The sequence below is a fragment of the Sphingobacterium sp. BS-2 genome (assembly GCF_046161205.1).
GTDB classification, from domain to species: Bacteria; Bacteroidota; Bacteroidia; order Sphingobacteriales; family Sphingobacteriaceae; genus Sphingobacterium; species Sphingobacterium mizutaii.
Genome location: NZ_JBIXGO010000019.1, coordinates 528,736 through 555,427 on the forward strand (window position 1 = coordinate 528,736; position 26,692 = coordinate 555,427).

Annotated in this window: 17 protein-coding genes; 8 read left to right on the forward strand and 9 right to left on the reverse strand. The window is 39.0% G+C overall.

Features of this window, described 5'->3' with window-relative positions; translation table 11 throughout:
• Positions 1 to 6: 6 nt before the first annotated feature.
• Positions 7 to 1,779: an alpha-L-fucosidase gene (locus tag ACK2WI_RS14205; protein WP_409151416.1), complete on the reverse strand. Its 1,773-nt coding sequence runs from the start codon at positions 1,777 to 1,779 to the stop codon at positions 7 to 9.
• Positions 1,780 to 1,950: 171 nt separating this feature from the next.
• On the opposite strand from ACK2WI_RS14205, the gene ACK2WI_RS14210 reads away from it, so the two are divergent.
• Positions 1,951 to 4,335, forward strand: a complete 2,385-nt coding sequence (locus ACK2WI_RS14210; protein WP_409151417.1) for a glycoside hydrolase family 3 N-terminal domain-containing protein — start codon at positions 1,951 to 1,953, stop codon at positions 4,333 to 4,335.
• Positions 4,336 to 4,367: 32 nt separating this feature from the next.
• Here ACK2WI_RS14210 and ACK2WI_RS14215 read toward each other — a convergent pair whose 3' ends face one another.
• The 5 genes from ACK2WI_RS14215 to ACK2WI_RS14235 form a co-directional block, all read right to left on the reverse strand.
• The gene (locus ACK2WI_RS14215) at positions 4,368 to 5,396 is read right to left on the reverse strand and encodes an exo-alpha-sialidase (protein WP_409151418.1); all 1,029 of its coding nucleotides are present in this window, start codon (positions 5,394 to 5,396) and stop codon (positions 4,368 to 4,370) included.
• A gap of 72 nt (positions 5,397 to 5,468) precedes the next feature.
• Positions 5,469 to 6,899: an alpha-L-fucosidase gene (locus tag ACK2WI_RS14220; RefSeq protein ID WP_409151419.1), complete on the reverse strand. Its 1,431-nt coding sequence runs from the start codon at positions 6,897 to 6,899 to the stop codon at positions 5,469 to 5,471.
• A 74-nt stretch (positions 6,900 to 6,973) separates the two neighbouring features.
• Positions 6,974 to 8,563, reverse strand: a complete 1,590-nt coding sequence (locus tag ACK2WI_RS14225) for a SusD/RagB family nutrient-binding outer membrane lipoprotein (protein WP_409151420.1) — start codon at positions 8,561 to 8,563, stop codon at positions 6,974 to 6,976.
• Between the two features lie 4 nt (positions 8,564 to 8,567).
• Positions 8,568 to 11,840, reverse strand: a complete 3,273-nt coding sequence (locus ACK2WI_RS14230) for a SusC/RagA family TonB-linked outer membrane protein (protein WP_409151421.1) — start codon at positions 11,838 to 11,840, stop codon at positions 8,568 to 8,570.
• Between the two features lie 61 nt (positions 11,841 to 11,901).
• Complete coding sequence (locus tag ACK2WI_RS14235) at positions 11,902 to 13,083, reverse strand: ROK family protein (protein ID WP_409151422.1); 1,182 nt, start codon at positions 13,081 to 13,083, stop codon at positions 11,902 to 11,904.
• A gap of 216 nt (positions 13,084 to 13,299) precedes the next feature.
• Between ACK2WI_RS14235 and ACK2WI_RS14240 the strand changes: the two genes are divergently transcribed.
• From ACK2WI_RS14240 to ACK2WI_RS14260, 5 genes are all read left to right on the forward strand, one after another.
• Complete coding sequence (locus ACK2WI_RS14240; protein ID WP_409151423.1) at positions 13,300 to 14,511, forward strand: acyltransferase family protein; 1,212 nt, start codon at positions 13,300 to 13,302, stop codon at positions 14,509 to 14,511.
• 121 nt (positions 14,512 to 14,632) lie between these two features.
• Positions 14,633 to 14,911, forward strand: a complete 279-nt coding sequence (gene rpsO, locus ACK2WI_RS14245; protein ID WP_093100604.1) for a 30S ribosomal protein S15 — start codon at positions 14,633 to 14,635, stop codon at positions 14,909 to 14,911.
• A gap of 223 nt (positions 14,912 to 15,134) precedes the next feature.
• Entirely contained in the window at positions 15,135 to 17,297 is a 2,163-nt protein-coding gene (gene pnp / locus ACK2WI_RS14250) for a polyribonucleotide nucleotidyltransferase (RefSeq protein ID WP_312696551.1), read from the forward strand.
• A 142-nt stretch (positions 17,298 to 17,439) separates the two neighbouring features.
• On the forward strand, positions 17,440 to 19,779 hold the full coding sequence (locus ACK2WI_RS14255; RefSeq protein WP_409151424.1) for a glycosyl hydrolase family 95 catalytic domain-containing protein: 2,340 nt from the start codon (positions 17,440 to 17,442) through the stop codon (positions 19,777 to 19,779).
• 160 nt (positions 19,780 to 19,939) lie between these two features.
• A complete protein-coding gene (locus ACK2WI_RS14260; RefSeq protein WP_409151425.1) occupies positions 19,940 to 20,812 on the forward strand; it encodes a hypothetical protein in 873 nt (290 codons plus the stop codon).
• Between the two features lie 45 nt (positions 20,813 to 20,857).
• Here the strand turns inward: ACK2WI_RS14260 and ACK2WI_RS14265 are convergent, their stop codons facing one another.
• Positions 20,858 to 21,184: a DUF493 domain-containing protein gene (locus tag ACK2WI_RS14265; protein ID WP_093100599.1), complete on the reverse strand. Its 327-nt coding sequence runs from the start codon at positions 21,182 to 21,184 to the stop codon at positions 20,858 to 20,860.
• An 80-nt stretch (positions 21,185 to 21,264) separates the two neighbouring features.
• Positions 21,265 to 23,529: a GH92 family glycosyl hydrolase gene (locus tag ACK2WI_RS14270; protein ID WP_409151426.1), complete on the reverse strand. Its 2,265-nt coding sequence runs from the start codon at positions 23,527 to 23,529 to the stop codon at positions 21,265 to 21,267.
• A gap of 158 nt (positions 23,530 to 23,687) precedes the next feature.
• On the opposite strand from ACK2WI_RS14270, the gene ACK2WI_RS14275 reads away from it, so the two are divergent.
• Positions 23,688 to 24,722: a LacI family DNA-binding transcriptional regulator gene (locus tag ACK2WI_RS14275; protein ID WP_093100596.1), complete on the forward strand. Its 1,035-nt coding sequence runs from the start codon at positions 23,688 to 23,690 to the stop codon at positions 24,720 to 24,722.
• Here the strand turns inward: ACK2WI_RS14275 and ACK2WI_RS14280 are convergent.
• Positions 24,682 to 25,146 (reverse strand): methionine-R-sulfoxide reductase, encoded by a 465-nt coding sequence (locus ACK2WI_RS14280; RefSeq protein ID WP_312696556.1) that lies wholly within the window; start codon positions 25,144 to 25,146, stop codon positions 24,682 to 24,684. The genes ACK2WI_RS14275 and ACK2WI_RS14280 overlap by 41 nt on opposite strands.
• 241 nt (positions 25,147 to 25,387) lie before the next feature.
• On the opposite strand from ACK2WI_RS14280, the gene ACK2WI_RS14285 reads away from it, so the two are divergent.
• Complete coding sequence (locus tag ACK2WI_RS14285; RefSeq protein ID WP_093100593.1) at positions 25,388 to 26,674, forward strand: cytochrome c3 family protein; 1,287 nt, start codon at positions 25,388 to 25,390, stop codon at positions 26,672 to 26,674.
• Positions 26,675 to 26,692 lie beyond the last annotated feature (18 nt).

Sequence of the window (26,692 nt, forward strand, 5' to 3'; positions counted from 1 at the left end):
CAATCCTTATTTTTTCTTTTTTTCAATCCAGATTCTATTAAATAGAATAGGGTCTGATGCTGAAAACTCTAAGGTTAGTTCTATTGGTTTTGTGATGTTGATCTTTCCAACTGGGACATCTAAGAATTCTTCTACATACCAGTTTTGATTAGGTTCGACTGTTACTTTTCCATTGGGAGCTGCGGATACTGTAAATGTGCTTTCGATATCCTTGATGGTGATCTGGGTTGTTTTGCCGGAACCATTATGTAAGGAAGTTTCTAGGCTATATTCTCCAGGTTCTGGAAGATAAACCTTCCATTTTACTGTTTGATTTGCTTTTAGTACCAAATGATCCGGTTTAGTTCCGTCAAAGGCTTTGAATTCTAGATTTTTTGAAAGGTGGTTCTTGGCGTTTAATGAGAATCCGCCAAAGGTAGATTCAGCAACAACTTCCGTATTGAATTGAGGTTGATCCATGGTTACTTTTAAGACGGATACATAGGGATCAGGTTGCTCTTCCGGCACATGGATATGGATGATAGGACCAAACTGTTCAAATTGTACTTCTTGGGTTTTATTGCCGTTTAATACCTCAATTTTGGTTGGTTTGCTCTGCAAACCAGTTACGCGAAGGATTTTATCTAATGGCCAATTATAGACATGTAGGTACAGTTCTTTTGTTTTGTTATTGATGGTCATTTTGCCCCAGTCATGTTGGGAGAATCGGATGGGCAGACCATTGTTAAAATAAACTGCTTGCCCATATTTATTTAGCCATTGTCCCATATCCATTAATCGTTGAACGCCTTCATATGGTACAGAGCCGTCTGCGCGTGGACCGATATTCAGGGTGTATGAACCATTGAGGCTAACATTGTTGATTAAGGATTGGAATAATTGATTGGTTGACTTCCATTCATTTTCCAGGGCATTGAATCCCCATGAATGAGCGATAGTTCCGGGAGTTTCCCAAATATGGTCGGTGTAAGCGGATCCGAATTGATTGTCGCCTAAAGTTTCAAAATCAACATGTTCATTTTCGATTGGAAAACCCAGCCTTGAATTGATTAAACATTTTGGTTGTAATTCATGGATGAGGTTGGCCAGTTGGTCCAACTGTTCTTTTTTGATGATACTCTGTTGATAAGGTATCCACATATCAAACCACATCATGGCGATATCACCGTAATTTGTTAGCAATTCACGGATTTGAGGGAGAACCTTTTCTTGCCAATACTGATTGTATTGAGCATCTGTAACACGGCCTGTGACTTCTTGGTTATGGTTCCAAGCATAAGGATGTTGCCAGTCGATCCAGTGGGAATAATAGAAACATAGTTTGATATCGTGTTTTTTACAGGCTTCAGCTATTTCTTTAATGACATCTCTATTGGTTCCGCTTAGTTTAGGCAGGGAATAATCGCTGACCTTACTATCCCAAAGAGCTACTCCATCATGATGTTTCGAGGTAATGACGATATACTTCATGCCGGCTTTTTTGGCTAGGAGTACCCATTCTTCTGGATTGATTTTATCCCAATCAAATCTTTTTGCCAGTTCACCATATTCGGCTTCACCGATACGGTTTCTGTATCGAATCCATTCCGCATAATTATTCGGATGTCTTAATCTTTCGCCTTTCCAAATACCTTCAGTGGCACTGTAGAGTCCCCAATGAATGAACATACCGAAACGGTCGTCTTCCAGCCATTGGGCTCTCTTGGTTTGGGAAAAGGTACTGAAACTAATCAATGTTAGAATTAAGAAAAGAAGGAATTGCTTTGATATTGATGCCATGCTGGGTCTATTAAAATTGGGTCTATCCAAATATATGGAAAACAGCAGTTATTTTCTAATGTGAATCAGCATCAAATGACAGTTTATTTAACGCTAAAAGGATAATTTTCACTAAATTACAGTGATTATAACATGTAGATTTTAATCCCTAAACCCAAGCGAAATTTATAGATGAAAATTAAGATAAAAAGACTTTTGATATTTGGTTTGATGGCAGCTTGTCATTCCAGTTTGCTAGCCCAGGAACTTCCTTATAAGAACAAGAATCTGCCTGTAGAGAAAAGGGTGGAAGATCTTTTGGGTAGAATGACCTTAGAGGAGAAAGTTGGTCAACTTTCAAAGGTTTTGGGTTGGGAAATGTATGATAAGCATACTGGAAAAATAGGGGTAAGTCAAAAGTTTAAAGAGACCGTCAAGAATCAAAAGATTGGTTTGATGTGGGCTACGCTACGTGCAGACCCTTGGACCCAGAAGACTTTGTTGACTGGTCTAAGCCCTGAAGAGGCGGCAAAGGCAACCAACGCCATTCAAAAATTCATGTTAGATAGTACACGTTTGGGTATACCATTGTTGCTTTCTGAGGAAACTCCACATGGGCATATGGCGATTGGAGCTACCACCTTTCCAACAGCAATCGGTCAAGCCAGCACCTGGAATCGGTTTTTGATCCAAAAAATGGCAGGGGTAATAGCTGCTGAAGCTTCCGCAGTTGGAGCCCATAATGGCTATGGTCCTGTTTTGGATTTGGCAAGGGAACCAAGGTGGTCAAGGACGGAAGAGTCCTACGGTGAAGATCCTTATTTAGTTGGCAAGATGGGAGAAGCCATGGTGAGAGGGATGCAAGGCGAGCAGCTTGGGCAAGCGGGAAAGGTCTTTTCGACCTTGAAGCATTTTGTGGCTTATGGTGTTCCTGAAGGTGGTCATAATGGCGGTAGTGTTTCGGTGGGTGAGCGCGATTTGAGGATGAATTACCTATATCCTTTTGAGAAAGCGGTTAAACAAGGGGCTTGGTCTGTAATGACGGCTTATAATTCTATAGATGGGATACCTTGCTCTTCGAATTCATGGTTATTGAATGAGGTTTTGAGAAAAGAATGGGGATTTAAAGGGTTTGTAGTCTCCGATTTGTTGAGTATACAAGGCTTATCTGGGGGTCATAATACGGCTGCTAGTCCGGCGGAAGGGGCTTCGCAAGCCTTAAATGCGGGATTGGATGTAGATCTAAGTGGTTCGGGTTATGGTAAAAACCTATTGTTGGCTATCAAAGAAGGTTTGGTAAGTGAAGAGGAATTGAACCAAGCGGTAGGCAGAGTCTTGAGGACGAAGTTTCTTTTGGGGCTGTTTGAAAATCCTTTTGTATCGGAAAAAGAAGCAAAGAAGAAAGTTGCTAGCCAAGAAAATATAGAAGTGGCGAGGCAAGTTGCTCGCGAGTCTATAATATTACTGAAAAATGAGGGTCATCTTCTTCCCTTAAAGAAAGATTTAAAGCGAATAGCGGTGATCGGACCTAATGCAGATAATGTTTACAATCAATTAGGTGATTATACTGCTCCGCAGGCAGAGGGTAAGGTAAAGACAGTTTTGGCCGGGATTAAGGAGAAGTTGGGTTCAGGAACACAGGTTGATTATGTAAAGGGAGCTGCCATACGCGATACGGGGCAAACCGATATTCCTGCTGCGGTTGCTGCAGCAAAACAAGCTGATGTTGTGGTCTTGGTTGTTGGAGGGTCTAGCGCTCGCGATTTCAAGACTTCCTATCAAGCAACTGGTGCTGCGGAAGTGGAAAGCAGCAAGAAAACAATTTCTGATATGGAGAGTGGTGAAGGTTTCGATCGTGCATCATTGGATATGATGGGAGATCAGTTGAAATTGATGCAGGCTATTCAGGCAACTGGAAAGCCAGTTGTTTTGGTGGTCATTAAAGGAAGGCCGTTAAACCTAAACTGGGCGGATGAGCATATTCCTGCAATTCTTGATGCTTGGTATCCAGGACAAGAAGGAGGAACTGCGATAGCGGATGTGTTGTTTGGCGATTACAATCCAGCTGGTCGACTTCCAATTTCAGTTCCAAGGTCCATTGGCCAATTACCTGTTTATTACAATCACCAAAAACCCAAACATCATCCTTACATTGATCAAGAATCTACTCCTTTGTATAGCTTTGGTTATGGTTTGAGCTATACAGATTTTGAATACAAGGATTTGGAAATGGGGGTTTTAGAAGGGGATGAGGATGTTGTAGTGGAAGTTTCTTTTGAATTGGTCAATACGGGGAGTTTTGATGGGGAGGAAGTTCCGCAGCTATATCTAATTGATGAGGTCAGTTCAGCTGTTTCGGCAGTAAAACAATTAAGAGGATTTGACCGGGTACCATTGATGAAAGGAGAAAGCCGCAAAGTTAGTTTTACCCTTGATCAAAATGATTTGAAGTTATGGGGCGCAAATAAGGATTGGCAAGTTGAAAAAGGGAAGTTCAGGGTATTGATAGGTCCGGCTTCAGATAATATAAAGTTGAATGGAGAGTTCGAGGTTATGAACAGTAAAATAATTAAATAAGCAAAACGCCAGAATTAATTCTGGCGTTTTGCTTATTTTGGATCTAAAACAACATGTTTTACATTGACTCTATTGTAAGTGTAAGTGATATGGATCTTTCCTTTGGAATCTTGGAAGATGGTTGGATAGCTGAATTCACCTTTATCATGGTTTTCTAGTTCCAAGAACTTATTCCAATCTAGTCCATTATTGGAGAAAGCAATATTTAATTTAGCTCTTCCTTCCCACCAATCCTTTCCAGGGATATCAGGATTGTATACTATCCAAAATTGATTCTTTACTGCTATGGCATCGGTTCCTGAATTGGGATTGATCAGATTTGTTTTTTCAAGGTCTGACCAAGTTTTGCCATTATCGGTAGACCATGATGAAATAACCGAACCTTCTCTGCTGCGGCATAGAACCTGTAACTTGTTGTTTGGGTGAAGCAAAATGCTTGGCTGGATGACATTCAAGGTTGATTCATGGTTAATGGGATACTTTTTCCATGTCTTCATTTTATTATCTGCGATCTCCACATGTGCTACCCATCGGGTTTCAGTAAATTCTTCACTGGATGGAGAAACAACAGTTCCATTAGAAAGCTGTTTGGGTTTGTTTTTGATTGGACCTAGAATTCCATTTGGTAATTTTTGTGCTTTGGACCATGTCTTTCCGTTGTCTTTTGAGGTTTTAACCATTCCCCACCATTCTCTAGGGTTAGGTCCAACTTTGTAAAACAGATAGATCGTTTGATCGTTATTTTTCCTGAAAAGAACTGGGTTCCAGCAAGGATAGGTTTTGTCGGAGATTCCATCTGCCCAGATTGTTGGCTCGGACCATTTCTCTCCATCATAAGTAGAGCCCCAAATCTTAACGTCTTGGTTGCCCTCATGTGTTCCTGCAAACCAGCTTACCAACAAAGTCCCATCTTTTGCCTCTTCAATGGTTGAAGCGTGACATTGATCGAAATATTTGCCTTGTTCGAAAATAAACTCCGATTTCAATATGTTAGGTTGCGGAGATTGTCCAAATAGATTTATCTTAAAAAGAAGGAGGAAGATTACAAGGGAGGTTTTCATAGGCGTAGATTTCAATTTTGATTACAATTTCTTATCCAGTATTTAAGATAAGAAATTGTAATCAAATACTGGTTATTTCAAGCTGACTTGAATGGCTGTGGCATAATCCAGGTTCTTTGCTGAATTCTGAACGGTAAGTATATTTTCCTTTAAAGTCCATTTTGCTTTCCCATTTTGGCCAAGGATTTTCACTCCCTTTATTTTGCTGTTGGCCGGTACTTGGAAAGAAAAAGTCGCTGGAGCGCTGTATTTTTCTCCTTCAGATAAATGGAATACGTTGATGGTTTTATTGTCTTTGCTACGGGTGTAGTAATATTCATTTTCATGGTATGGAGCAACACTTCTAGTAGCATAGATTGCAGACTCATTGATCTGCACCCATTTTGCCAATTCTTTTAGGCGATCGTATGCTGCTTGGTCAAAATCACCGTTGGGTCCAGGAGCGATGTTCATCAAATAGTTTCCACCGCGAGAGATAATCTTGACAAGGGTTTCGACAATCTTTTTAGTGGGCTTATATTGATCATTTGGTACATAGGAGAATGAATTCCCCATGGTGATACAGCTTTCCCAAGGGATATCGAGTGGATGTTCAGGGACTGCCTGTTCAGGAGTCACATAATTTTCCCATTTTCCGGGAACTGTCCTGTCAACCACAATGATTCCTGGTTGGTTTTTTCTTGCCATTCCACCAATACGATCCATATCGATGTCTTGTTCCACTTTTATGCCGCGTTGCCAATCCACGGATTGGTCAATGGTACTGAATGGTCTGACCCAGCCACCGTCTAACCAAAGGATATCTACTTTACCATATTCTGAGGTCAGTTCATTGATCTGGTTATAGGTGTAGTTTTTGAAGTTGTTCCAGCGTTCTGGATATTTAGTAGGGTCGTAATTTACATTTCTATCTTTTGGTGGGAAATAAGGCCACCAATAGTGTTCTGTGTGCCAATCAGGTTTGGAGAAATATGCACCTATTTTGAACCCTTCATTTCGGAAGGAATTGAAGATTTCCTTGGTGATATTGGCTTTTGGATTATTAGAGAAAGGAGTGTTTTTGGAAGTGATTTTGTAATCGGACTCCTTAGTGTCAAACATGGCGAAGCCATCATGGTGTTTGGTCGTAAATACGACATATTTCATACCGGCAGCTTTCGCAGCATCAGCCCATTTTTGAGGATTGAAATCTACAGGATTGAAAGACTTCTGTAGGTTTTCGTAATTTTTTACATATTCGAAATAGGTTTTACCGTGTTCCGGTTTGCGTTGGGTCCAGCCTTCATCTTCAGGACAAATACTCCAACTTTCAACGATTCCCCATTGGCTATAGGTTCCCCAGTGCATAAAAAGCCCGAACTTCATGTCTTGCCATTGTTCCAAGTTTTGGAGGACCTGTGGGTCGGTTGGTTTTTGATAACCTGCGGAGACATTATGCGCTTGGCCGAAAGTCAAGGATGAAACAAGGAGGAAAGCTGCGGTAAATAATGTTGATCTCTTCATTGGTATTAAGTTTAGGGAGTTGATAAAAGAAAAGCCACGCGAAGTGGCTTTTCAAATAATAATTAGTTTGGGCATTAATTTACATCCCAGAATAATTTTGTATTTACGTTGTCTTGATCTTTGATCGCGTTGTAGTTTTCCTGGTTGTACGTGATTTCATCTTGAACCATATTCCATTTTACAGGAACTGTTTTTTGGAAATCTGAAGTTTCAACACGGAAAGCAAAAGTTGGATAGTTCAATCTTCTCACCTCCGACCAGTTTTCTACAGATTGGATAATGTTGAAGTGTAACCATTTTTGCATAGCGATCAATTGGAGGTTGTTTGTTCCCCATCCAATTTTGTTGATATAAGCTGTTGTTTGAGCAGCAGTTGGTTCGGTAGGTTTTGCTACCGTTGCATCATTACTGATGTTTCTCAAGGAAACCTGTAGTTCAATGGATTCTTTGATTGCTTTTTCAAAACTAGCTTTTGCTGCTGTCGCGTTTCCACTGTTCAATTGACTTTCAGCTTTCAAGAAATCAACTTCTGATGCCGTGATCAAGATACCAGGGAAGTTCTGGTTGCGCGAATAAGTAGATCTGTTATAGATAGCAATTTTACTCGGGTTAGCAGGTGTTCCAGCAATCTGAGAGGATTGAACAGCGCTGGTTAACGATTGATCTAGACCGATGAAGGCACCATTTGCACCAGCTCCTGGTTCAAACATAAATGGAAGCCTTGGGTCGCTATTGTTTAACATGTGGTCAATCATAACTTTTCCAGCAATATTGTTGTTCCAGCTTTCAATTGCATCTCTAAATCCTCTAGAATTCACATCTCCAGCATTGTTGAAGATATCAATTTGGATATTGTCTGCATTTGATGCCAAGACAGGGAATTTTGTTGGATTGTCCAAGATTTCATTGATCTCTTGAGTAGCTCTAGCAGAAAACTGTGAAGCTTTTCCAACGCGAGTCAACATACGTAATCTTAAGGAGTTACAGTATTTTTTCCACAAGTCTACATTTCCTGAGTTAACTAAATCTTGAGTTTTGAAAGAATTAACTACGGCAGCTGGAATGGTAAAATTGCTCAACTCCGAACTGATAGATTTTAAATCATCTAACATAGCGGTGTAGATATCTGCAGCTTTGTCAAATTTTGAGTACGATTTGGTATAATCACCACCATTTGTACTTAACATACCAGCTTGAGACCAAGGAATATCACCATGTAAATCTACTTGTTGTTGCGTAAGGTCATAGAAAAAGATCTTTGCAGTTAATAAGAAGATTTTCTTCATTGCCTTTTCATCGTCAGGGCTAGCATTATACACTTTTTCGAACTCTCTGAATTGTGCTAATCCTCTATAGTATCTTTCCCAGCGATCATTGATTGCTGCCATACCTGGCGTTAATTGATCGGTGGTGTTTGCCCAGCCAATCGTTTGTAAATAACGGTGAATGGTTGGAGAAAGGGTTACAAAGTAATTTCTATAGGTTGGAACGACTAATTCTATATAGCCAAATTGTACACCTGTATATTGTTTTTCGATAGTTGAACTCGTTACTTTAGAAGGGTTCCGATATTCAGCATCAAAGGACTCTTTTTTACAAGAGGTTATCGTTGCTAGTGATGCAGCCATTAATCCCGCTATCACTAATAATTTGTTTGTTTTCATAATTTTAGAAGCTTGCACGTAACATGAAACCATAAGTTCTAGTTGCAGGAGAAGTACCCGCATTAGTAACGTTGTTTACCCAATAAGAACCACCTGTCATTTGCTCAGGATCTAAATCTTTCATTGATCTATAAATAAAGAATAGGTTTCTTGCAAATGCAGAGATCTGAAGGTTTTTAGCTCTTAAGCTTTTTGCTACAGAAGCAGGTAATCTATAACCCAATGAAAGTTCTCTTAATTTAATGTAGTTGTTTTTCTGAACATACAAACCGTAGTTTGAGTTAGAGTATTGAGGACCTCCCCAGTTGTAGGTTTGAGCATAATAGAATGCTTGAGAAATGATATTGGTGTTTGGAGAACCGTCTGCTAAAACGCCATCCATTACCATACCGTCATGGAAAACTTTTTCACCAGCAGGGCCAGCATTTCCAGTCGTTGCAATTCCTTTACCATCTTTGATATAGTAGCTTAAACCACCGTGCTCAGCATCCATTGCTGTAAGTGTTTCTTCCAATAGACCACGAGATTTCATCCAGTTGATACCAGTTGGCATGGCATGTCCGCCCCAACGGAAGTCGATCAATGCATCTAGAGTGATGTTTTTGTAAGTAAAAGTATTGATGAAACCACCTGTTACTTTTGGCATTGCATTACCCGCTTTTACCCATTCATCTGGGTCTAATTGGTAAAGGCCATTGTCATTTACAATCTTTTTGCCGTTTGCATCATATACATACGGGTGTACCATGATGTCACCCATTGATTGGCCAACGTTAGCTACTAATCTCGCTGCAGAACCATCGTAGTCTGCTAACATTAATTGGGAAGCACCACCTGGAAGGGCTTCTACCTTATTGCGGTTGAATGCAAAGTTTAAGATTGAATTCCATTTGAAGTTATCATTTGAAATTGGGGCTCCGTTTAAAGCAAATTCGTAACCTGTGTTTCTCAATGTACCTACGTTGGCTAGGATTGAGTTAGAACCTGTTGAATAAGGAAGGGTATAGTTTAAGATCTGATCAACGATTTTACCGTTATAGTAGGTAAAGTCTAAACCTAATTTGTTATTGAACAATCTTGTTTCTAGACCAATTTCCAATTCGTGTTTGTTTTCAGGTTTAATTTTTTCATTACCGAAAGAAGAAGTCGGGATCTGGGTATACAATACTGATGCACCTGTACCTTGATTACCCAAAGTAGCTTGGGAATAACTTAAGGCACTTAAGTAGATGTCTGGGTATTTACCCACGATACCGTATGAACCTCTTAATTTAGCATAATTGAAGAATTCTGGCATTTGGAAAGCCTCATTCAAGATAATACTGGTATTTACTGAAGGGTAGTATAATACGTTGTTATCAGGGTGCATTTGTGAAATTTGCTCTCTTCTTAATGTACCTTCAACAAACCAGAAATCTTTAAAGTTAAAGTTGATGGTTCCGAATGTAGCGTCACGTAAGGAGTTCAATTTCGTAGAATTACCTCTTGAAAGGTTGTTAGACGCACTGATATCATACCAGTTTCTTACTGATAAACCACCATCGGTATTTGCTGTTAAATTAGTCGTATTCAATTTAGTAGCAGTATAACCAAGCATTGCACCTAATTTTACATCTTCGGTGATTTGTTTGCTGTATGAAGCCAATAAATCGGTGTAGTAAATATTTGCAGTAGTGTTATTCGAAGCGTAGTATCCTGATTGTCCAAAGGCAACCGGAATTTCGTTTGGCTGTTTATCATCAGTTTTTAAGTTCGTCATATCTGCAGAGAATCTACCGCGGATAGAGAAGTCTTGTGTAACTTGCCAAGTGTTGGTAAATGATCCGATAACCCTGTTAGAGTACTCATCATATTGTCTAGCTAAGTTATTCCACATGAAGTCTAAAACATCGGCTTTGTAGCCATTATGTCTAAGGTTTTCTTCAGGAGTCAAACTTTGGTTAGAACCCGTTACATATTTATAGCCTAGGCTAGTACTGTATCTGTCCAAATACCACTCTGGATTATCAAAAGTCGAGATCATACCTGTAAAGTTGTTTACAAGACGGTCTGTCAAGAATGGTCTGTTATGTGTATGTTGGTTAACATAGTTTACTACGATATCTGTGGTTAATTTATCCCAGAATTTCATAGTTGAATTGATACTAGCGATGTTTTTCTTGTTGTAAGAAGAAAGAGCGGTCATTTCATTGTCTTGTCTAGTCAACGAGAACCTGGTGTTAGCTTTATCACTTGTATGCGATAGGGCTAAGTTAAAGATGGTATTATTCGGGTTGTTGAATAATTTACCATAAGCATTTTGCGCTACATAAGGTCTAACTTTACCGTCCCAAGAAACAACAGGTTGGCCGTCGAATTTTGGACCAAAGTTAATTGTTGCTCCTAAAAGGCCTCTTTTTACACCATCAACTGCTAGATCATCACCATAGTAGAAGAACATGTCCTCACCTTGGCCTGCATCAGCATATTGAGTCGTATAACCAGGACCTCTCACATCTTGAAAGCGAGGTAGGTAAGCGATTTGGTCATGGGTATAAGTTGCATTGAAGTCGATTGCAACACCTTCTCCACCTTTACCAGATTTAGTAGTTACCATTACTACCCCATTTAATGCTTCAGAACCATATAAAGCGGCAGCAGAAGCACCTTTAAGTACAGTGATGGATTCGATATCTTCAGGGTTTAAGTCCTCTAACCCGTTACCTCTTGCTCTTTGGTCACCCCAGTAGTTAGAGTTATTGAATGTGGTTGTTCTCATAGGAACACCATCAATAATAATTAAAGGTTGTGAGTTACCGGTGATTGAGTTGACACCACGGATATTGATGTTAATACCAGAAGTAGCACCACCTGGAGCAGCAGAAATACGAACGCCTGGCGCTTTACCATACAATGCACCTGCAAAGTTAGGTGAACCAGTTTTTGTTAATTCTTTTGCTTCCACAGTACTCATGGCATAACCTAATTCCTTAGGTGCTCTTTTGATACCCATTGCAGTTACCACTACCTCATCGATGTTACCAGCATCTTCCTGCATGGTTACATTTAATGTAGAAGAAGTAACATTGACTTCTTGAGTTTGATAGCCTACACTGGTGAAGCGTAGTTTTTGGCCATTATTGGCTTCGATGGAGTAGTTACCTTCCATGTTGGATTGAGCTGCTTTGTTTGTTCCAACAACAGACACACTCACTCCTGGAAGACCTGCTCCATTAGGATCTGTTACTCTCCCCGTAACAGTTTGTTGTGCAAATAACGAAGATAAGCTGAAAAGCATAACTAAGGTTATACTGCAACATTTTGAGTAAAAATTGCTCATTTGTTGATGATTTAAGTAATTAGTCTATTAATTGTGTTTTATAGATGTTTTTGTCTGCGCTCAAGATGCAGATGCATGTTGAACCCAATAATTGTATGTTTTCTGTGTTAGAGAATTCAATTTTTGTGTTTTGTGATAATCTTTTGATACTAAACTCCAATACTGCGCTTTGAATTTTAGGCAACAGTACATCCTTAGCTTTTGCACCACGTCCAGAAATCAGCACCAATTCAGGGTTGATGATATGGATTAAGGTTGCTATGCCTTTTCCCAACATATAGCCAATTTTGTTAACCGCTTCCATGGCGAGTTGATCACCATGAATAGCCGCTGATAAGAGTTGGTCACCTGTCAGGTATTTTTGTTGTTTGAAAATCGATTGTAGCGAGGACACCTCACCGGATTTTAGAGAGTTAGTTGCTGATTCTACGGCAGCCAAAAGGGAAGCATCAACTTCCAGGCAGCCTTTTTTACCACAAGAACAAAGTTTGTTGGAGTCAGATAGAGGGATGTGACTGAACTCACCTGCAAATCCAGAATGGCCACGGTAGAGTTCGTTGTCTAGGATCATTCCTAGTCCAACCCCCCAATTGAGGTTGACCACCATGACATCTTGAATGGATTTGGCAGAGCCAAATTTGTGTTCTGCAATTGCAATTGCGGAAGAGTCATTTTCCACAAAAGTCGGCAAGTTAAATTCTTTTTGAATGTTAGTTTTCAGGTCGTAGAATGGGGAATTGCTACTATAAGAATTGTTTTTGCCTGTTTTGCTGTCAACAAATCCAGGAATGGTTACTCCTATTCCATAAATTTGATAAGCGTCGGTTTGTTGGATTGTTGTTTTAGTCAGTGCAATAATTTTTTCATAGGCATCGTCCTCTCTTAGGTCGATAACCTCGGTGTTTATTGCAGTTTTATATTGGTTTTTAAAGTCAACAACGACTACAGAAGTATAAAATTGGTCAATAGCAATGGATAGAATTAAAGGGAGGTGTTTTTCGTTGGGTACAAATTGAGCAGCACGTCTACCCCCTGTGGAAGGAGCTAGGCCGTCTTGTTCGATCAGGTTTAGTTGCAATAATTTATTTACGGCATTGGTAATATTGGGCACACTTTTCCCAATCGAAGTGCTGAGTTCTGCAATCGATTGCGGATTGGAAAAATATAACCGCTTTAGTATTGATAATTTAAGGCTATCCAAAGTTAAAATTGATTATTTAATACTTTCGTAAAGTTATGATAAAAAGGAATTAAGAAACAAATACTTTTTAAAAAAATTAATAAGTATCATCTGTTTCATTCGAAAAAAAGGAAAAGCAGGGCGGATTTATGCGTTTTTATGCGTGATTGGCTAATTAATAGTTTTTGTGTTGCATTTTTATGAGCGTTTAATTGTAACTTCGGGAGAATATAAATTATGAAACAGCGCTATTATTCATTGGATGTCTTTAGGGGAGCGACAGTTGCCTTAATGATTTTGGTTAATAACCCGGGGACTTGGTCGTATATGTTTGCACCCTTGAAGCATGCTCCATGGCATGGTTGTACCCCTACGGATTTGGTATTTCCATTTTTCCTTTTTGCGGTTGGAAATGCAATGTCATTTGTGATTCCGAGATTACAGGAAGCGGGTGATGCTGTATTTTGGAAGAAAGTGATCAAACGGACGATATTGATCTTTTTGATAGGATTAGGTTTGAATTGGTTCCCGTTTGTCCATTGGTCTGATGGAATTCTGCAATTTAGAGAATGGGTAAATAGCAGCAATCCTGAACAAGGTGTTCGGATTTTAGGAGTATTGCAGCGAATTGCCATTGCGTATTTCTTTGCCTCTATTTTGGCTTATTATTTTAAACCTAGAACCTTAATATATATTTCAGCAGCGATTTTGTTAGGATATTGGGGCTTATGTGCCTTTTTGGGGACAGGTGATCCTTATTCGTTAGAGGGTTGGTTTGGTACAGCGATAGACAAGCAGATTCTTGGGGTTGCACATATGTATAAAGGAGAAGGTGTTCCGTTTGACCCAGAGGGATTAATGAGTGCGATGCCTTCGGTCGTTCAGGTGGTATTTGGTTATTTGGCTGGAGTTTTTATCAAGAAGCATGGGCAGGTTGATTGGTTATGGACCAAGGTGCCACAGAGCAATGAACCTCACTTTAAACTATTATCGGGAATGTTTGTGACGGGATTTATCCTATTGGTCCTGGCATGGACCTGGTCGTTAGGATTTCCGATCAATAAAAAGATATGGACAAGTTCGTATGTATTATATACCACTGGCTTAGGAGTATTGACCATTGGCACCATGATCTGGTACATAGAAGTACAAGGAGTTAAGAATTGGTTGACACGATTCTTTGATGTCTTTGGTAAAAATCCACTCTTTATCTTTGTTTTAAGTGGATTGTTACCGAAGACCTTGGGTTTAATCCGTATTCCAATGGGAGTGAACGACCTTGGTGAGACTACTTTTGGTAGCCCATTGACCTGGTTCTATAAAAATGTATGTGCGCAGATACCCGGGATTCCCGAAATTGGATCTTTTGCCTATTCATTATGTTTTCTGGTTTTGATGTGGGCGATTTGTTACTGGTTAGATCAAAAGAAAATCTACATTAAAGTATAATTCTAAGTCGCTGTGCAATAGAAACATCAATAAAAGAACAATAAATTTTTTGTTTCAGAAAGAAGATGTTAACTTTGCACGCAATTAATAAAATTTTTAACGCTTTAATATTATTCACGAAATGTATTTAAGTAAAGAGTACAAAGCTGATATCTTCCAAGAATTTGCAGGAGCAGCTGAAAACACAGGTTCTGCAGAAGGACAAGTAGCTTTATTTACAAAAAGAATTGCTCACTTAACTGGGCATTTGAAATCAAACAGAAAAGATTTTAACACACAACGTTCCCTACAAAAATTAGTAGGTAAGCGTCGTTCATTATTAGCTTATTTGTACAAAAAGGATATCGAAAGATACCGTGCTATCATCAAAGCATTAGGCTTACGTGATATCATCAAATAAGCGATCTGTAAAGAGCTTTTAAAAGGGACCCTGATTATTCAGGGTCCCTTTTTTATTTTGAATTAATAAAATTACACCTTGCTTATAATGAATAGGCTGAGATTCTAAAATTTTGGCCGTTGATGACTCGGCAATGAATTTTTAATTACCTTTGTGCGATTAAAAAGGTCAATATTAATTTGGTGCATGTAAAATGACGCAAATGCATCACAAAGAAAAAACAATGAGTTATAACGAAAAGAAAGTAACAATTGAGATGGGTGGCGGACTAGCTCCCATTGAATTGTCAACTGGTAAGTTAGCTAAACAGGCTGATGGATCAGTAGTTTTGAAACAAGGAGCAACGATGTTGCTAGCGACCGTGGTGTCGTCAAAAGAACCTAAAGCTGGTGCTGATTTTCTTCCATTATCAGTAGACTACCAAGAGAAATATGCGGCTACAGGGCGTATTCCAGGAGGATTTTTACGTCGTGAGGCAAGACTTTCAGATTATGAGGTTTTGATTTCACGTTTGATCGATAGGGCTTTACGTCCATTGTTCCCAGAAACTTACCATGCTGATACACAGGTTATGGTAAGCTTAATTTCTGCAGACAAAGAAATTATGCCAGATGCATTGGCAGGATTGGCAGCATCAGCAGCGATTGCTGTTTCTGATATTCCATTCAATGGTCCAATTTCAGAGGTTCGTGTTGCGAAGATTGAAGGTGAGTTGGTGATCAACCCGACTGTTTCAGCTTTGGAGAAAGCATCTTTGGAATTTATCGTGGCGGGTTCTGCACAAGACATCGTGATGGTAGAAGGAGAAGCGAAAGAAATTTCGGAAACTGAAATGGTAGAAGCTATTGCTTTTGCACATGAAGCTATTAAAAAACAAGTTGCTGGACAGATTGAATTGGCAAATTTAGTAGGATCACAAGAAAAACGTGATTTCAACCATGAGCCTTCTAATCCAGAATTGAAAGATGCGATCTATGCAGCTACTTATGAGAAAGTTTATGAAGTTGCTAAATCAAAATCTAGCAAGCATGAACGTACAGAGAAGTTCGCAGAGATTGGTCAATCATTCTTTGAAACTATGGGTGATGAAATCGATGAGGATACAGAATTCTTGATGAAGAAGTATTACCACGATGTTCAATATGATGCAGTTCGTAATCTTGTATTAGACGAAGGAATTCGTTTAGATGGTCGTGATGTTCGTACTGTACGTCCTATTTGGACAGAGGTAGATTATTTGCCAGCTGCTCACGGATCAGCAGTATTTACACGTGGTGAAACACAATCATTGACTTCAGTGACTTTAGGTGCTAAAGATGATGAGCAAATGATTGATGGAGCTTTCTTCCATGGGTATAATAAATTCATCTTACACTATAATTTCCCAGGATTTTCAACTGGCGAGGTAAGACCAAATAGAGGTCCAGGTCGTCGTGAAGTTGGACACGGAAACTTAGCAATGCGTTCTTTGAAACAAGTTCTTCCAACAGAAGATAATCCTTATACAATCCGCGTTGTTTCTGATATCTTAGAATCAAACGGTTCTTCATCTATGGCAACTGTATGTGCTGGTACATTGGCACTAATGGATGCAGGTGTTAAGATTGCTGCTCCAGTTTCAGGAATTGCAATGGGATTGATCACTGATGAGAAAACAGGTAAATATGCAATCCTTTCGGATATCTTAGGTGATGAAGATCACTTAGGAGATATGGACTTCAAAGTTACTGGTACTGAAAAAGGTATTGTAGGATGTCAGATGGACCTTAAGATCAATGGTCTTAAATGGGAAGTGTTGACTCAGGCATTAGATCAAGCGAAAGAAGCCCGTCTACATATCTTGGGTGAAATGGCTAAGACTATTTCTGCTCCACGTGAGGACTACAAACCACACGCTCCACGTATCATCCAAATCTTAATCGATAAGGAATTTATTGGTGCTGTAATTGGACCAGGTGGTAAGATTATCCAAGAAATGCAACGTGAAACTGGCGCTACTATTTCAATTGAAGAGGTTGAGAATAAAGGTGTAGTTCAAATCTTTGCTGATAATAAAGAATCTATTGATGCAGCATTGGCAAGAATCAAAGCGATTGTTGCTAAACCAGAAATTGGTGAGATCTATGAAGGTAAAGTGAAATCAATCATGCCATTTGGTGCATTCGTTGAAATCATGCCAGGTAAAGACGGTTTATTACATATTTCTGAAATTGACTGGAAACGTCTTGAGACAATGGACGGTGTATTCAAAGAAGGCGATATGGTGACTGTAAAACTTTTGGATGTTGACAAGCAAGGAAAAATGAAGCTTTCTCGTAAAGTTTTGTTGCCTCGTCCTCCAAGAGAAGATAAGCCAAAACAAGAAAACAAGCCACAAGGCGAATAATATAGAGAAAGAGAGCGATGCGAGTTGCTCTCTTTCTTTTTTGACCTACAACCAGAGGATAAAAGACATTAGACTTGAAGCTTACAGCAAGTCTAATGTCTTTTGTTTTTTAGTCTTATGTCAAAATTCGTAAATTAATGAAATGAAAAACCTACTAAACCTAATCCTTTTATTATTTCCTTGTTTTCTGATCGGTCAGGAGTCTGATCTAAAGTTGTGGTATCAACAACCTGCAGCCAAGTGGACAGAAGCATTGCCGTTGGGTAATGGTCGTCTTGGGGCGATGGTTCATGGTCGATATGATCATGAGCTGTTCCAGATGAATGAGGAGAGTCTATGGGCCGGAAGCCAGATCAATAACAATAATCCTGAATCTGCCTCGCATTTGAAGGAAATACAAGATGCCATTTTTCAGAATCAATTTGATCTGGCTAAAGAATTGGCAACAAAATATATGGTTGGTACTCCAGCTAGGATCCGATCTTATCAACCATTGGGAGATATAAGAGTGAAATACGATTGGGGAGGTGAAAAGGTAGAAGAATATTCAAGGGTTCTCAATCTAAATGAAGGGGTCAATCAGACCTTATTTACAGTAAATTCCAATAAGATTATTCAAACTTCCTATATCCCTTCTGTTGGGGATGCTTTGTTTCTGAAATGGGAGTCAACAGCGGCGATTTCCTTTACTGTAAAGCTTGATAGAAGTCGAGATGTGAATGAATATGGGACATGGAAGAATGGAGCATATTATACTGGACAGATTCAAGATTCTGTCAAAAAGGATGCGGGACCCGCTGGATCGCATATGCAATTTGCTGCTGGGATTATGGTCAAGAGCATCGATGGTGAATATGAGGTATTCAGCGATGATACGGGGTCAGGAATTCGATTTAAAGATGTAAAAAAGCTTGAATTGGTTTATACAGGTTTGACTGATTATAAATTGGAGAAGCTTAATTTTTCTGGAAATAGAAATTTGGAGGCTGATGTAAAAAGTAGACTGGGCTTAATTTTAAATGATCGAGCTCAGGATTACTTACTCCGTCATGTAAATGATCATAGGTCGATGTTCGAAAGGGTTAAAGTTTCAATAAATTCATCTGCTGAATCAAAGTTGCCTACAGACCAAAGGTTGAAGGCTTTTTCTGAAGGGCAAGAAGACTTTGGGTTGCCAGTACTTTTTTATCAATATGGCAGATATCTTTTGATGTCTTCAAGTCGATCTCCAGGTCGCTTGCCTGCCAATTTACAGGGGATTTGGAACCAGGAATATGAGGCGCCTTGGAATTCCGATTTTCATACTAATATCAATCTGCAAATGAACTATTGGCCAGCAGAGTCTGGAGATTTAGGGGAAACAAGTGTGATATTGGCGAATTTCATGAAAGAATTACTGAAACCTGGAGAAAGGACAGCAAAGGAAATGTATGCTGCGCGAGGTTGGACGATCCACCACTTGACTGACCCATTTGGAAGAACAGGGGTGGCTGATGGCGTCTGGGGAGTCTCGCCGATGGCTGGTCCATGGATGACATTTCCGGTGTATCGTCATTTTGCTTTCAGTCAAGATAGGTCATACCTGAAGAATGTGGCTTATCCAATCCTTAAAGGGTCCTTATTGTGGGTTTTAGATTTCTTGATCAAGTCACCTGAGGGTTATTTAGTGACCAATCCTTCTCACTCTCCTGAAAATGAATTTAAGACCATGGTTGATGGCAAAGAAGTCAGGTCTCAGTTGTCTTATATGAGTACCATTGATATAGAAATCATTTTGGAGCTGTTTGATAATTTCGAAGAGGCTGCCACATTATTGAAGGAGGACAAAGAGCTGGTGGCACGGATTAAAGAAGTGAGGAAGCAATTGCCTCCAATCCGAGTAGGGAAAAATGGTGGTATTCAGGAATGGATCCATGATTATGATGAAGTTGAGCCTGGTCATAGACATATGTCGCATTTGTTAGGTTTGTATCCAGGGAATTCCATTAACCCTAATGACCCTAAATTATTTGAGGCTGCCAAGAAAACGATTGAAAACAGACTTGCCTCAGGAGGTGGTCATACTGGTTGGAGTAAAGCATGGATTGTGAACTTTTATGCTCGACTATATGATGGAGAACAAGCAAATAAACATTTAAAGGAACTGATCGGAAAAACCTGTTTGCCTAATTTGTTCAGTACGCATCCACCCTTCCAAATTGACGGGAATTTTGGTGGTGCGGCTGGCTTTGCTGAAATGCTAGTTCAATCCCAAAATGGTGAAATTCATCTTTTGCCAGCAGTGCCTTTTTCTTGGAAGTCTGGTTCGGTAGATGGGATAAAAACTAGGGGAGACAAAAAAGTTAGTTTTAAATGGGAAAATAAGAGGATTGTTTCTTTAACTGTTCAAGCAAAAGCTGCTGGAAAGATAAAGGTTCGTTTTGGGAAAGTAGTTAAGGAATTTAAATTGAAGGAAGGATTGAATATCTTGACTTTAAATTGATTTGATTATTTATGTTTAAACAGCTTATGATTTAATCCCTCATTAGAATAAATTGTTCACTCAATCTGCACTGGGTTTTACTCATTATTGATAATTTAAGTTTGCATTAACAAGTAGTTTAGGTCATCCAATAATATATGATGATTTTAAACAAAAGATTATGAAAACTAAATTTTTAATGATTTTACTGGCCTTCATTATTTTCGGGACAGGTTCATGTAAGAAGGGTGATCAGGGCGAAATCGGCCCTGAAGGAGCAAAAGGAGATAAGGGCGACAAAGGTGTTACTGGAGCAAAAGGAGCTGATGGATCTATGATTTACAGTGGTACTGCAGTTCCAGCTACGAGTTTGGGTAAGAATGGCGATTTTTATTTTAGAACGACGACGGGAGACTTATATGGGCCTAAGGCTAGCTCAGGTTGGGGAAGTCCAACAAAGTTGAAAGGTGCTGATGGGAAGAATGGGACTAATGGGAAAAATGGTTCTCAATTTCTTTCAGGGACTGCAATTCCCGCGGTAACATTGGGTGCTGTAGGCGACTTTTATTTTAACACTGCTCAAATGGTTTTATATGGACCAAAGACAAGTACTGGTTGGGGAGCTGGAACAAATTTAAAAGCCAATGTTAAGATTATGTATTCAGGTTGGAGATTAGCGGTCCGCATGGTGGATACATCATTTGACAATACAAGGGTTAGAGCTGCTCACATTTATGAACCACAATTAACCAAAGAGGTTTTAGCAAATTCTGCTATTTTGGTTTATTTAGATTATGGTCAAGGTGTTTACCCACTGCCATTTACAAGTAATGCGTTTTTTAAGATGTCGACCATTACCTTTCACCCCAAATTGAGGGAATTAGTAATTATGAGGATGGTTTATGATGGTGGCCCAACAGTTTCCATAAATGTTAACATACAATATCGGTATGTTATCATTCCGGGTAATTATTATATTGCGATGAAAAAAAGTGGGGTTGATTTGAAAGATCCTGTCGCTGTTGAAAGGGCTATCCAAGAGTTGAAAGAATAGAAAAAGGGTGTCAATTTGACACCCTTTTCTGTTTTAGTATTTTTCTTATAACATCATTACACCTGGGATTTCTCCCACTTTTTTGTAATAGTTGATTACTTCGTCGGCATTGTTTACATAGTTTTCGATTGAAATCGAAGTGTATTTTCCTCCTGATGATTTCTTCTCAGAAAACTTAGCTGAGGCATGAGTAAACAATCCTTTAACCTTTTCAGCTTGGTCAGAATCCGATTTTACGATAAACTTGAAAGTATAAATGGTCGGAAACTGTTCTACCTCAATCAATTTATCTTTAAAGTTTTTGTAAAAGTCCTGATTGTTGCTGTCGTCTTGTATGTCTTTGATGTTAATATTGTTGTTTAATTCTTCCATTTTTTCTTCTCCTTTCCCTTAAGTATCAATAAGTGTACCCAAGGCCAATATATGACAAAACGTAATATTTTGGGTTTTGTTTAATTTTCCATTGAAGTAGGTAAAGATTTCTTTTTTGTTCCAAATTTTTGATTCGGGACATCGCTCATCTGGAATTCCAAAGTTCCACCCTTTAACATGTCCTTATGGGTGATATAGGTCTTTTTGTATGGTTTTCCATTTAGAGTAATGGATTTGATATAAATATTCTTTTTAGAGTTGTTTTTGGCAATAATGCTGAATGTTTTGCCATTTGGCATAGTGATATCAGATTTATCTAGGGCTGGACTACCGAATACATATTCTCCATTTACAGGAGAAGCCGGGTATAAGCCCATCATCGACCAAACTGCCCAAGCGCTCATTTGACCTGCATCTTCATTTCCTGCATATCCATCTGGTCTTTCATGGTACATGGAGTCAATGATTGCTCTCACTTTTTCTTGGGTCTTCCATGGTTTTCCTAGATATGAATACATATAAGCGATATGATGGCTCGGTTCGTTCCCATGAGCGTATTGACCGATAAAACCACTGGCATCAGGTGATTGGTTTTCTCCAGTCATGTAGGAAGGAGCGGTGAATAAAGTGTCTAACATTTTATCAAGGCCATCCTTTTTTGGGAATAATTTTGCCAATCCTCTTACATCATGAGGAACAAAGAAGGAGTGTTGCCATGCATTTCCTTCGATATATTGGCTTTTTGAGAATTCGTGTTCTGAATAGAAAGGGTCAAATGGTTCAACGAATTTGCCGTTTTTCAATTTAGCTCGCATAAAGCCAGAATTAGGGTCGAAGAGGTGGATGTAATTCTTAGCACGTTTAGTATATTCCTCATACTCCTTTTTCTTTCCTAGTTTTTTGGCCACTAATGAAATGCAATAATCATCAAAGGCATACTCCAAAGTTGATGTCACTGATCCACCGTTTACATCTTGCGGAACATATCCATATTGAATATAATCTGGGACTTCTCTGATTTTTTGATTTGCACTTGCAAGCATTGCCTTAAATGCTTTTTCTTGATCAATGCCTGGGATATCTTTTAAGACCGCGTCGGCAAGTACAGGGACAGCATGATAACCAGTCATGGTATTGGTTTCGAAAGTGCTAAGGTCCCATACCGGGAGTAAGCCATTTTCATCATAGAAGGCCAACATGCTGTTCATCATGTCTGTGTAGCGTTCAGATTGCGTGATGGTCAGCAATGGTTTTAGTGCCCGGAAAGTATCCCAAAGAGAAAATAAAGTGTACCGTTGACCGGCATTGTTCATCTTATGGATTTCTCCTTTGTAGTTCTTGTATTCGCCATCTTTGTCGGAATAAAGAGTGGGTGACACAGCAGTGTGGTATAAAGCGGAATAAAAGATTTTTTTCAAGGTTTCATCAGTGGATTCTACCTTGATTTTTCCTAATTCTTTTTCCCATTGGTCTTCCGCATCTGATTTCACTTGGTTAAAATTCCAATTTGGAATTTCTTTTAATGCTTCAATTGCTTTTTCAGCTGAAGTAGTTGAAAGAGCAACCTTGAGGTCCACTTGTTCTGTCGGTTGGAAAATAAACTGTGCATTGACAGCGTTTATAGGACCTTGCCTTGTACTGTTGATTTGGGCAACCTGCTTTTCATTTGTCTTATTTCCATTCAATAGGTAGGAATTGAATGGTTTGTTGAAGCGGATTGCAAAATATATATGTTGTTGATTTGCCCAGCCATAAGAATATCTTTTTCCGATTGCTGTACTATCGTTTAAGATCTTGATCTCAGTTTCCATTGGTCTGTCCCAATTATAGGCATGGCCAAGGTCTAGTCTAATAGTTGGCTTGGCAATGTTGGGGAATGAATAATTATGGAGCCCAACGCGTTCGGTAGACGTTAGTTTGGCTTGGATCCCATTCTCCAATTTGACCTCATAATAACCCGGGTTTGCTTTTTCGTTGTCATGAGAGAATTTTACACGGGTGTCAAAGTCTTTTTGATTGATGGGTTGGTTTAATGGCATAATTGCAATATCAAGCCAATCTCCAATTCCTGTTCCGCTTAGGTGCATATGGCTGAATCCTGCAATTGAATCTGCGCTGATATGATAGCCACTCACCCAGTCCCAACCATTTTTTCCGTTATCAGGAGATAATTGGACCAATGAAAATGGAACTGTTGCTCCAGGATAAGTATGTCCATGTCCACCAGTTCCGATGAAAGGGTCGACATATTTTGTATATTGCTGTGCAGAGGCTTGATTACTGCTTATCATTGCCAAACCAGCAGCTGCAAAAATAATTGCAAAAGATTTATAATGTAATTTCATAAATGTCGTTATAAATAGTGTACATGAACAAATGTACGTTTTTAAACCTAATAAACCCTTTTAGCCAAATTTTTAGCATAATCTTTAGCATAAATTTGCTAAAATTTAGCCGAGTTTATATATTTGATAGATTTTGAATTGCATTTTATTAACCTAACATGAGAAAAAGAATATTAATTAGTGACATTGCAAAGAACCTTGGGGTATCCGTGACGACCGTATCATTTATTTTAAATGGGAAGGCTAAGGAAAAAAGGATCAGTGAGGGGTTGACCAAACGTGTGCTGGATTATGTAAAAAAAGTAGGATACAAACCGAACCAATTAGCACAGAGTTTGAGGACGGGTCAATCTAAGATTTTAGGTTTGATCGTTGAAGATATCTCCAATCCTTTCTTTTCTAATGTTGCAAAATATATTGAAAGGATTGCCTATGACAATGGTTATCATATTATTTACTGTAGTATGGATAATGATGAGACCAAAGCTAGGGAGTTGATCCAATTATTCTATGATAGACAGGTGGATGGATATATCATTACACCTCCTGAAGGCCTAGAAGATACTTTGTCGAATTTAATTAAGAATAATGTTCCATTGGTTCTTTTTGACCGATATATTCCGCAGTTGGAGACCCATTATGTTGTATTAGACAACTTTAATGGTGCATTTGAGGCAACTAAACACCTTTTGGAAAATCAAAATAACAGAAGAGTTGGGTTTGTTTCTTTATATTCAAATCAAACGCAGATGCGTGATCGACTTGACGGCTATATGAAGGCTATTGATGAATTCCAGCAACAGGCATTTATTAAAAAAGTGAAGATTGATGAAAATGAGGATTCTTCGATCGACCAAATTCACGAATTCATTAGCGCCAATAATCTGGATGCAGTACTATTTGCGACCAACTATTTGGCAATTGATGGTTTGAAAGCTGTTAAGAAATATAATATGAAGCTGCCTAATATGGTGGCATTTGATGATCATACCTTGTTTAAGCTATATGAGCCAGGGATTAGTGTGGTGACTCAGGATACCTCTGCAATAGCCAATGAATTGATCCATACCTTATTGAACGAGATCAAGGGGAAAAATAAGGAATTACAGAAGATTGTAATTCCTAGTGAATTGTTAGTTCGAGGTTCTTCCGTTATTTCTGAGGAGACGCTGGAACAAACTTCATTGAAATAGAATTGACACAGTGCCTTGTGTTTTTGGAGGTGAATCCTTCGCCTTCAAAAACATGGCCTAAGTGGGCACCACAAGCAGCACACAGAATCTCGGTCCTTCTGCCATCTGCATCAGTTTCTCTTTTTACAGCTCCAGGGATTTCATCATCGAAACTAGGCCAGCCACAATGGGACTCAAACTTGTCTTCCGAATGGTATAATGGAGCATCACATCGCTTACAAACATAAGTTCCCTTTTCTTTGTTATTTAGAAGTTGACCAGTAAATGGCCTTTCGGTTCCTTTATTAAGGATTACGTATTGTTCTTCGGGAGTTAATTCGTTGTATTTTTTGTTTTGGTCCATGGTTACAGCAGTATTGTTTGATTGCGAATGAGCACAACCAGATAAAACAATTAAAATTAATATGCAATATATTGCTTTCATAAGGAAGCTAATTTACTAAAAAAAGATTATTGAAATATCAATTGAATGTTAATTTGTACCGACATAGAGCTATATAAAGCAATCTATTTAGAATGATTATAAATTGATAAATTACGTCATCAAATTGTCAGGGATTGCTTAATAAGTTATACTTTTGTGCATTGTTTTGTACGGTATTGTGTACATGTACTGAAGAGTCAACAATTAATTATTACACATAAAATAGTATAAAGTGCTAAATATGAGAAATATCTCATCCGTTTTGGGAAGACTTGCGAAGTCAATATCAATCAGTTTGGTATTGTTATTTGCCGTTACTACTACCACGCAGGCGCAGGATGCTGCGAATGGTGCAGCGCTATTCAAGTCGAATGCGTGTAATTCATGTCACGCAGTAGGTAAGAAATTGACTGGTCCAGATTTGGCTGGCTTGTCAGAGCGTCGAGAAGAAGCATGGATTGTGAAATGGATCCACAACCCGCAAGGGATGATTGATTCAGGCGATCCACAAGCTCTTGAATTGAAATCTCAGTTTGCTACGACGATGGCTCCTTATGCTAACCTTTCAGAAGGTGATATTAAGGATATCCTTGCGTACTTGAAAGCAGAAGAGGTAAAGTTAGCTGAGAAAAAGGCTGCTGGTCCGGCTGCTGGAGGTGCAGGTGCTGCAAGTTCAGATGCGAACACCATGATGATTATCGGTTTGGTCGCTTTGTTTGTGGTTGCTGTAGCGGTGATTTTTGCCTTGAACAGGGTAACAAAAACTTTAGAACGCGTTATTGCTAACAATCAGGCGTCAATTGCTGAAGCTCAAGCGAAAAGCGAAGAAGAAGGAGAGAGCGGTTCTGTAAAATTTGCAAAAGCATTTTTAAAGAACAAGAAGTTAGTGTTCTTCGTAGTATTGATGGTAGTAGGTTTATTAGGCGTGGCAGGATGGAAGACCATGTGGAATGTTGGTGTTCACCAAGGGTACAAGCCTGTGCAGCCGATTAAATTCTCTCACCAAATTCACGCTGGTGTAAATCAGATCGAGTGTCAATACTGTCACGGTGGAGCATTTAAATCTAAAAACGCTTCAATTCCATCAGCAAACGTATGTATGAACTGTCACAATACAGTAACAGGTTCAGATCATTACGACGGTAACATTTCGCCAGAAATTGCGAAATTATATCGTGCAGTTGATTGGGATCCTGAAGCTAGAACTTATGGTACAAACACAAGACCTATCGAATGGGTTAGGATTCATAACTTACCAGACTTTGCTTATTTCAACCACTCACAACACGTTGTTGTCGCAGGAGTTGAGTGTCAAACTTGTCACGGTCCTATCCAAGATATGGAAGAAGTTTACCAATATTCACCACTGACCATGAAATGGTGTATTGACTGTCACAAAGAGACTTCTGTAAACACAGATAATGCTTACTATGATCAATTGATCGAGGCTCACGACAAGTTGAAGAAAGGTGAGAAAATGACAGCTGCTATGATCGGTGGATTAGAGTGTGGAAAGTGTCATTATTAATAAATTAATTTAGAATAA

What these genes read in the sequence shown, in the direction of transcription:
- ACK2WI_RS14205 (WP_409151416.1), bottom strand. Translation starts at nt 1,779, where the DNA reads ATGGCATCAATATCAAAGCAATTCCTTCTTTTCTTAATTCTAACATTG.
- ACK2WI_RS14210 (WP_409151417.1), top strand. Translation starts at nt 1,951, where the DNA reads ATGAAAATTAAGATAAAAAGACTTTTGATATTTGGTTTGATGGCAGCT.
- ACK2WI_RS14215 (WP_409151418.1), bottom strand. Translation starts at nt 5,396, where the DNA reads ATGAAAACCTCCCTTGTAATCTTCCTCCTTCTTTTTAAGATAAATCTA.
- ACK2WI_RS14220 (WP_409151419.1), bottom strand. Translation starts at nt 6,899, where the DNA reads ATGAAGAGATCAACATTATTTACCGCAGCTTTCCTCCTTGTTTCATCC.
- ACK2WI_RS14225 (WP_409151420.1), bottom strand. Translation starts at nt 8,563, where the DNA reads ATGAAAACAAACAAATTATTAGTGATAGCGGGATTAATGGCTGCATCA.
- ACK2WI_RS14230 (WP_409151421.1), bottom strand. Translation starts at nt 11,840, where the DNA reads ATGCTTTTCAGCTTATCTTCGTTATTTGCACAACAAACTGTTACGGGG.
- ACK2WI_RS14240 (WP_409151423.1), top strand. Translation starts at nt 13,300, where the DNA reads ATGAAACAGCGCTATTATTCATTGGATGTCTTTAGGGGAGCGACAGTT.
- rpsO (WP_093100604.1), top strand. Translation starts at nt 14,633, where the DNA reads ATGTATTTAAGTAAAGAGTACAAAGCTGATATCTTCCAAGAATTTGCA.
- pnp (WP_312696551.1), top strand. Translation starts at nt 15,135, where the DNA reads ATGAGTTATAACGAAAAGAAAGTAACAATTGAGATGGGTGGCGGACTA.
- ACK2WI_RS14255 (WP_409151424.1), top strand. Translation starts at nt 17,440, where the DNA reads ATGAAAAACCTACTAAACCTAATCCTTTTATTATTTCCTTGTTTTCTG.
- ACK2WI_RS14260 (WP_409151425.1), top strand. Translation starts at nt 19,940, where the DNA reads ATGAAAACTAAATTTTTAATGATTTTACTGGCCTTCATTATTTTCGGG.
- ACK2WI_RS14265 (WP_093100599.1), bottom strand. Translation starts at nt 21,184, where the DNA reads ATGGAAGAATTAAACAACAATATTAACATCAAAGACATACAAGACGAC.
- ACK2WI_RS14270 (WP_409151426.1), bottom strand. Translation starts at nt 23,529, where the DNA reads ATGAAATTACATTATAAATCTTTTGCAATTATTTTTGCAGCTGCTGGT.
- ACK2WI_RS14275 (WP_093100596.1), top strand. Translation starts at nt 23,688, where the DNA reads ATGAGAAAAAGAATATTAATTAGTGACATTGCAAAGAACCTTGGGGTA.
- ACK2WI_RS14280 (WP_312696556.1), bottom strand. Translation starts at nt 25,146, where the DNA reads ATGAAAGCAATATATTGCATATTAATTTTAATTGTTTTATCTGGTTGT.
- ACK2WI_RS14285 (WP_093100593.1), top strand. Translation starts at nt 25,388, where the DNA reads ATGAGAAATATCTCATCCGTTTTGGGAAGACTTGCGAAGTCAATATCA.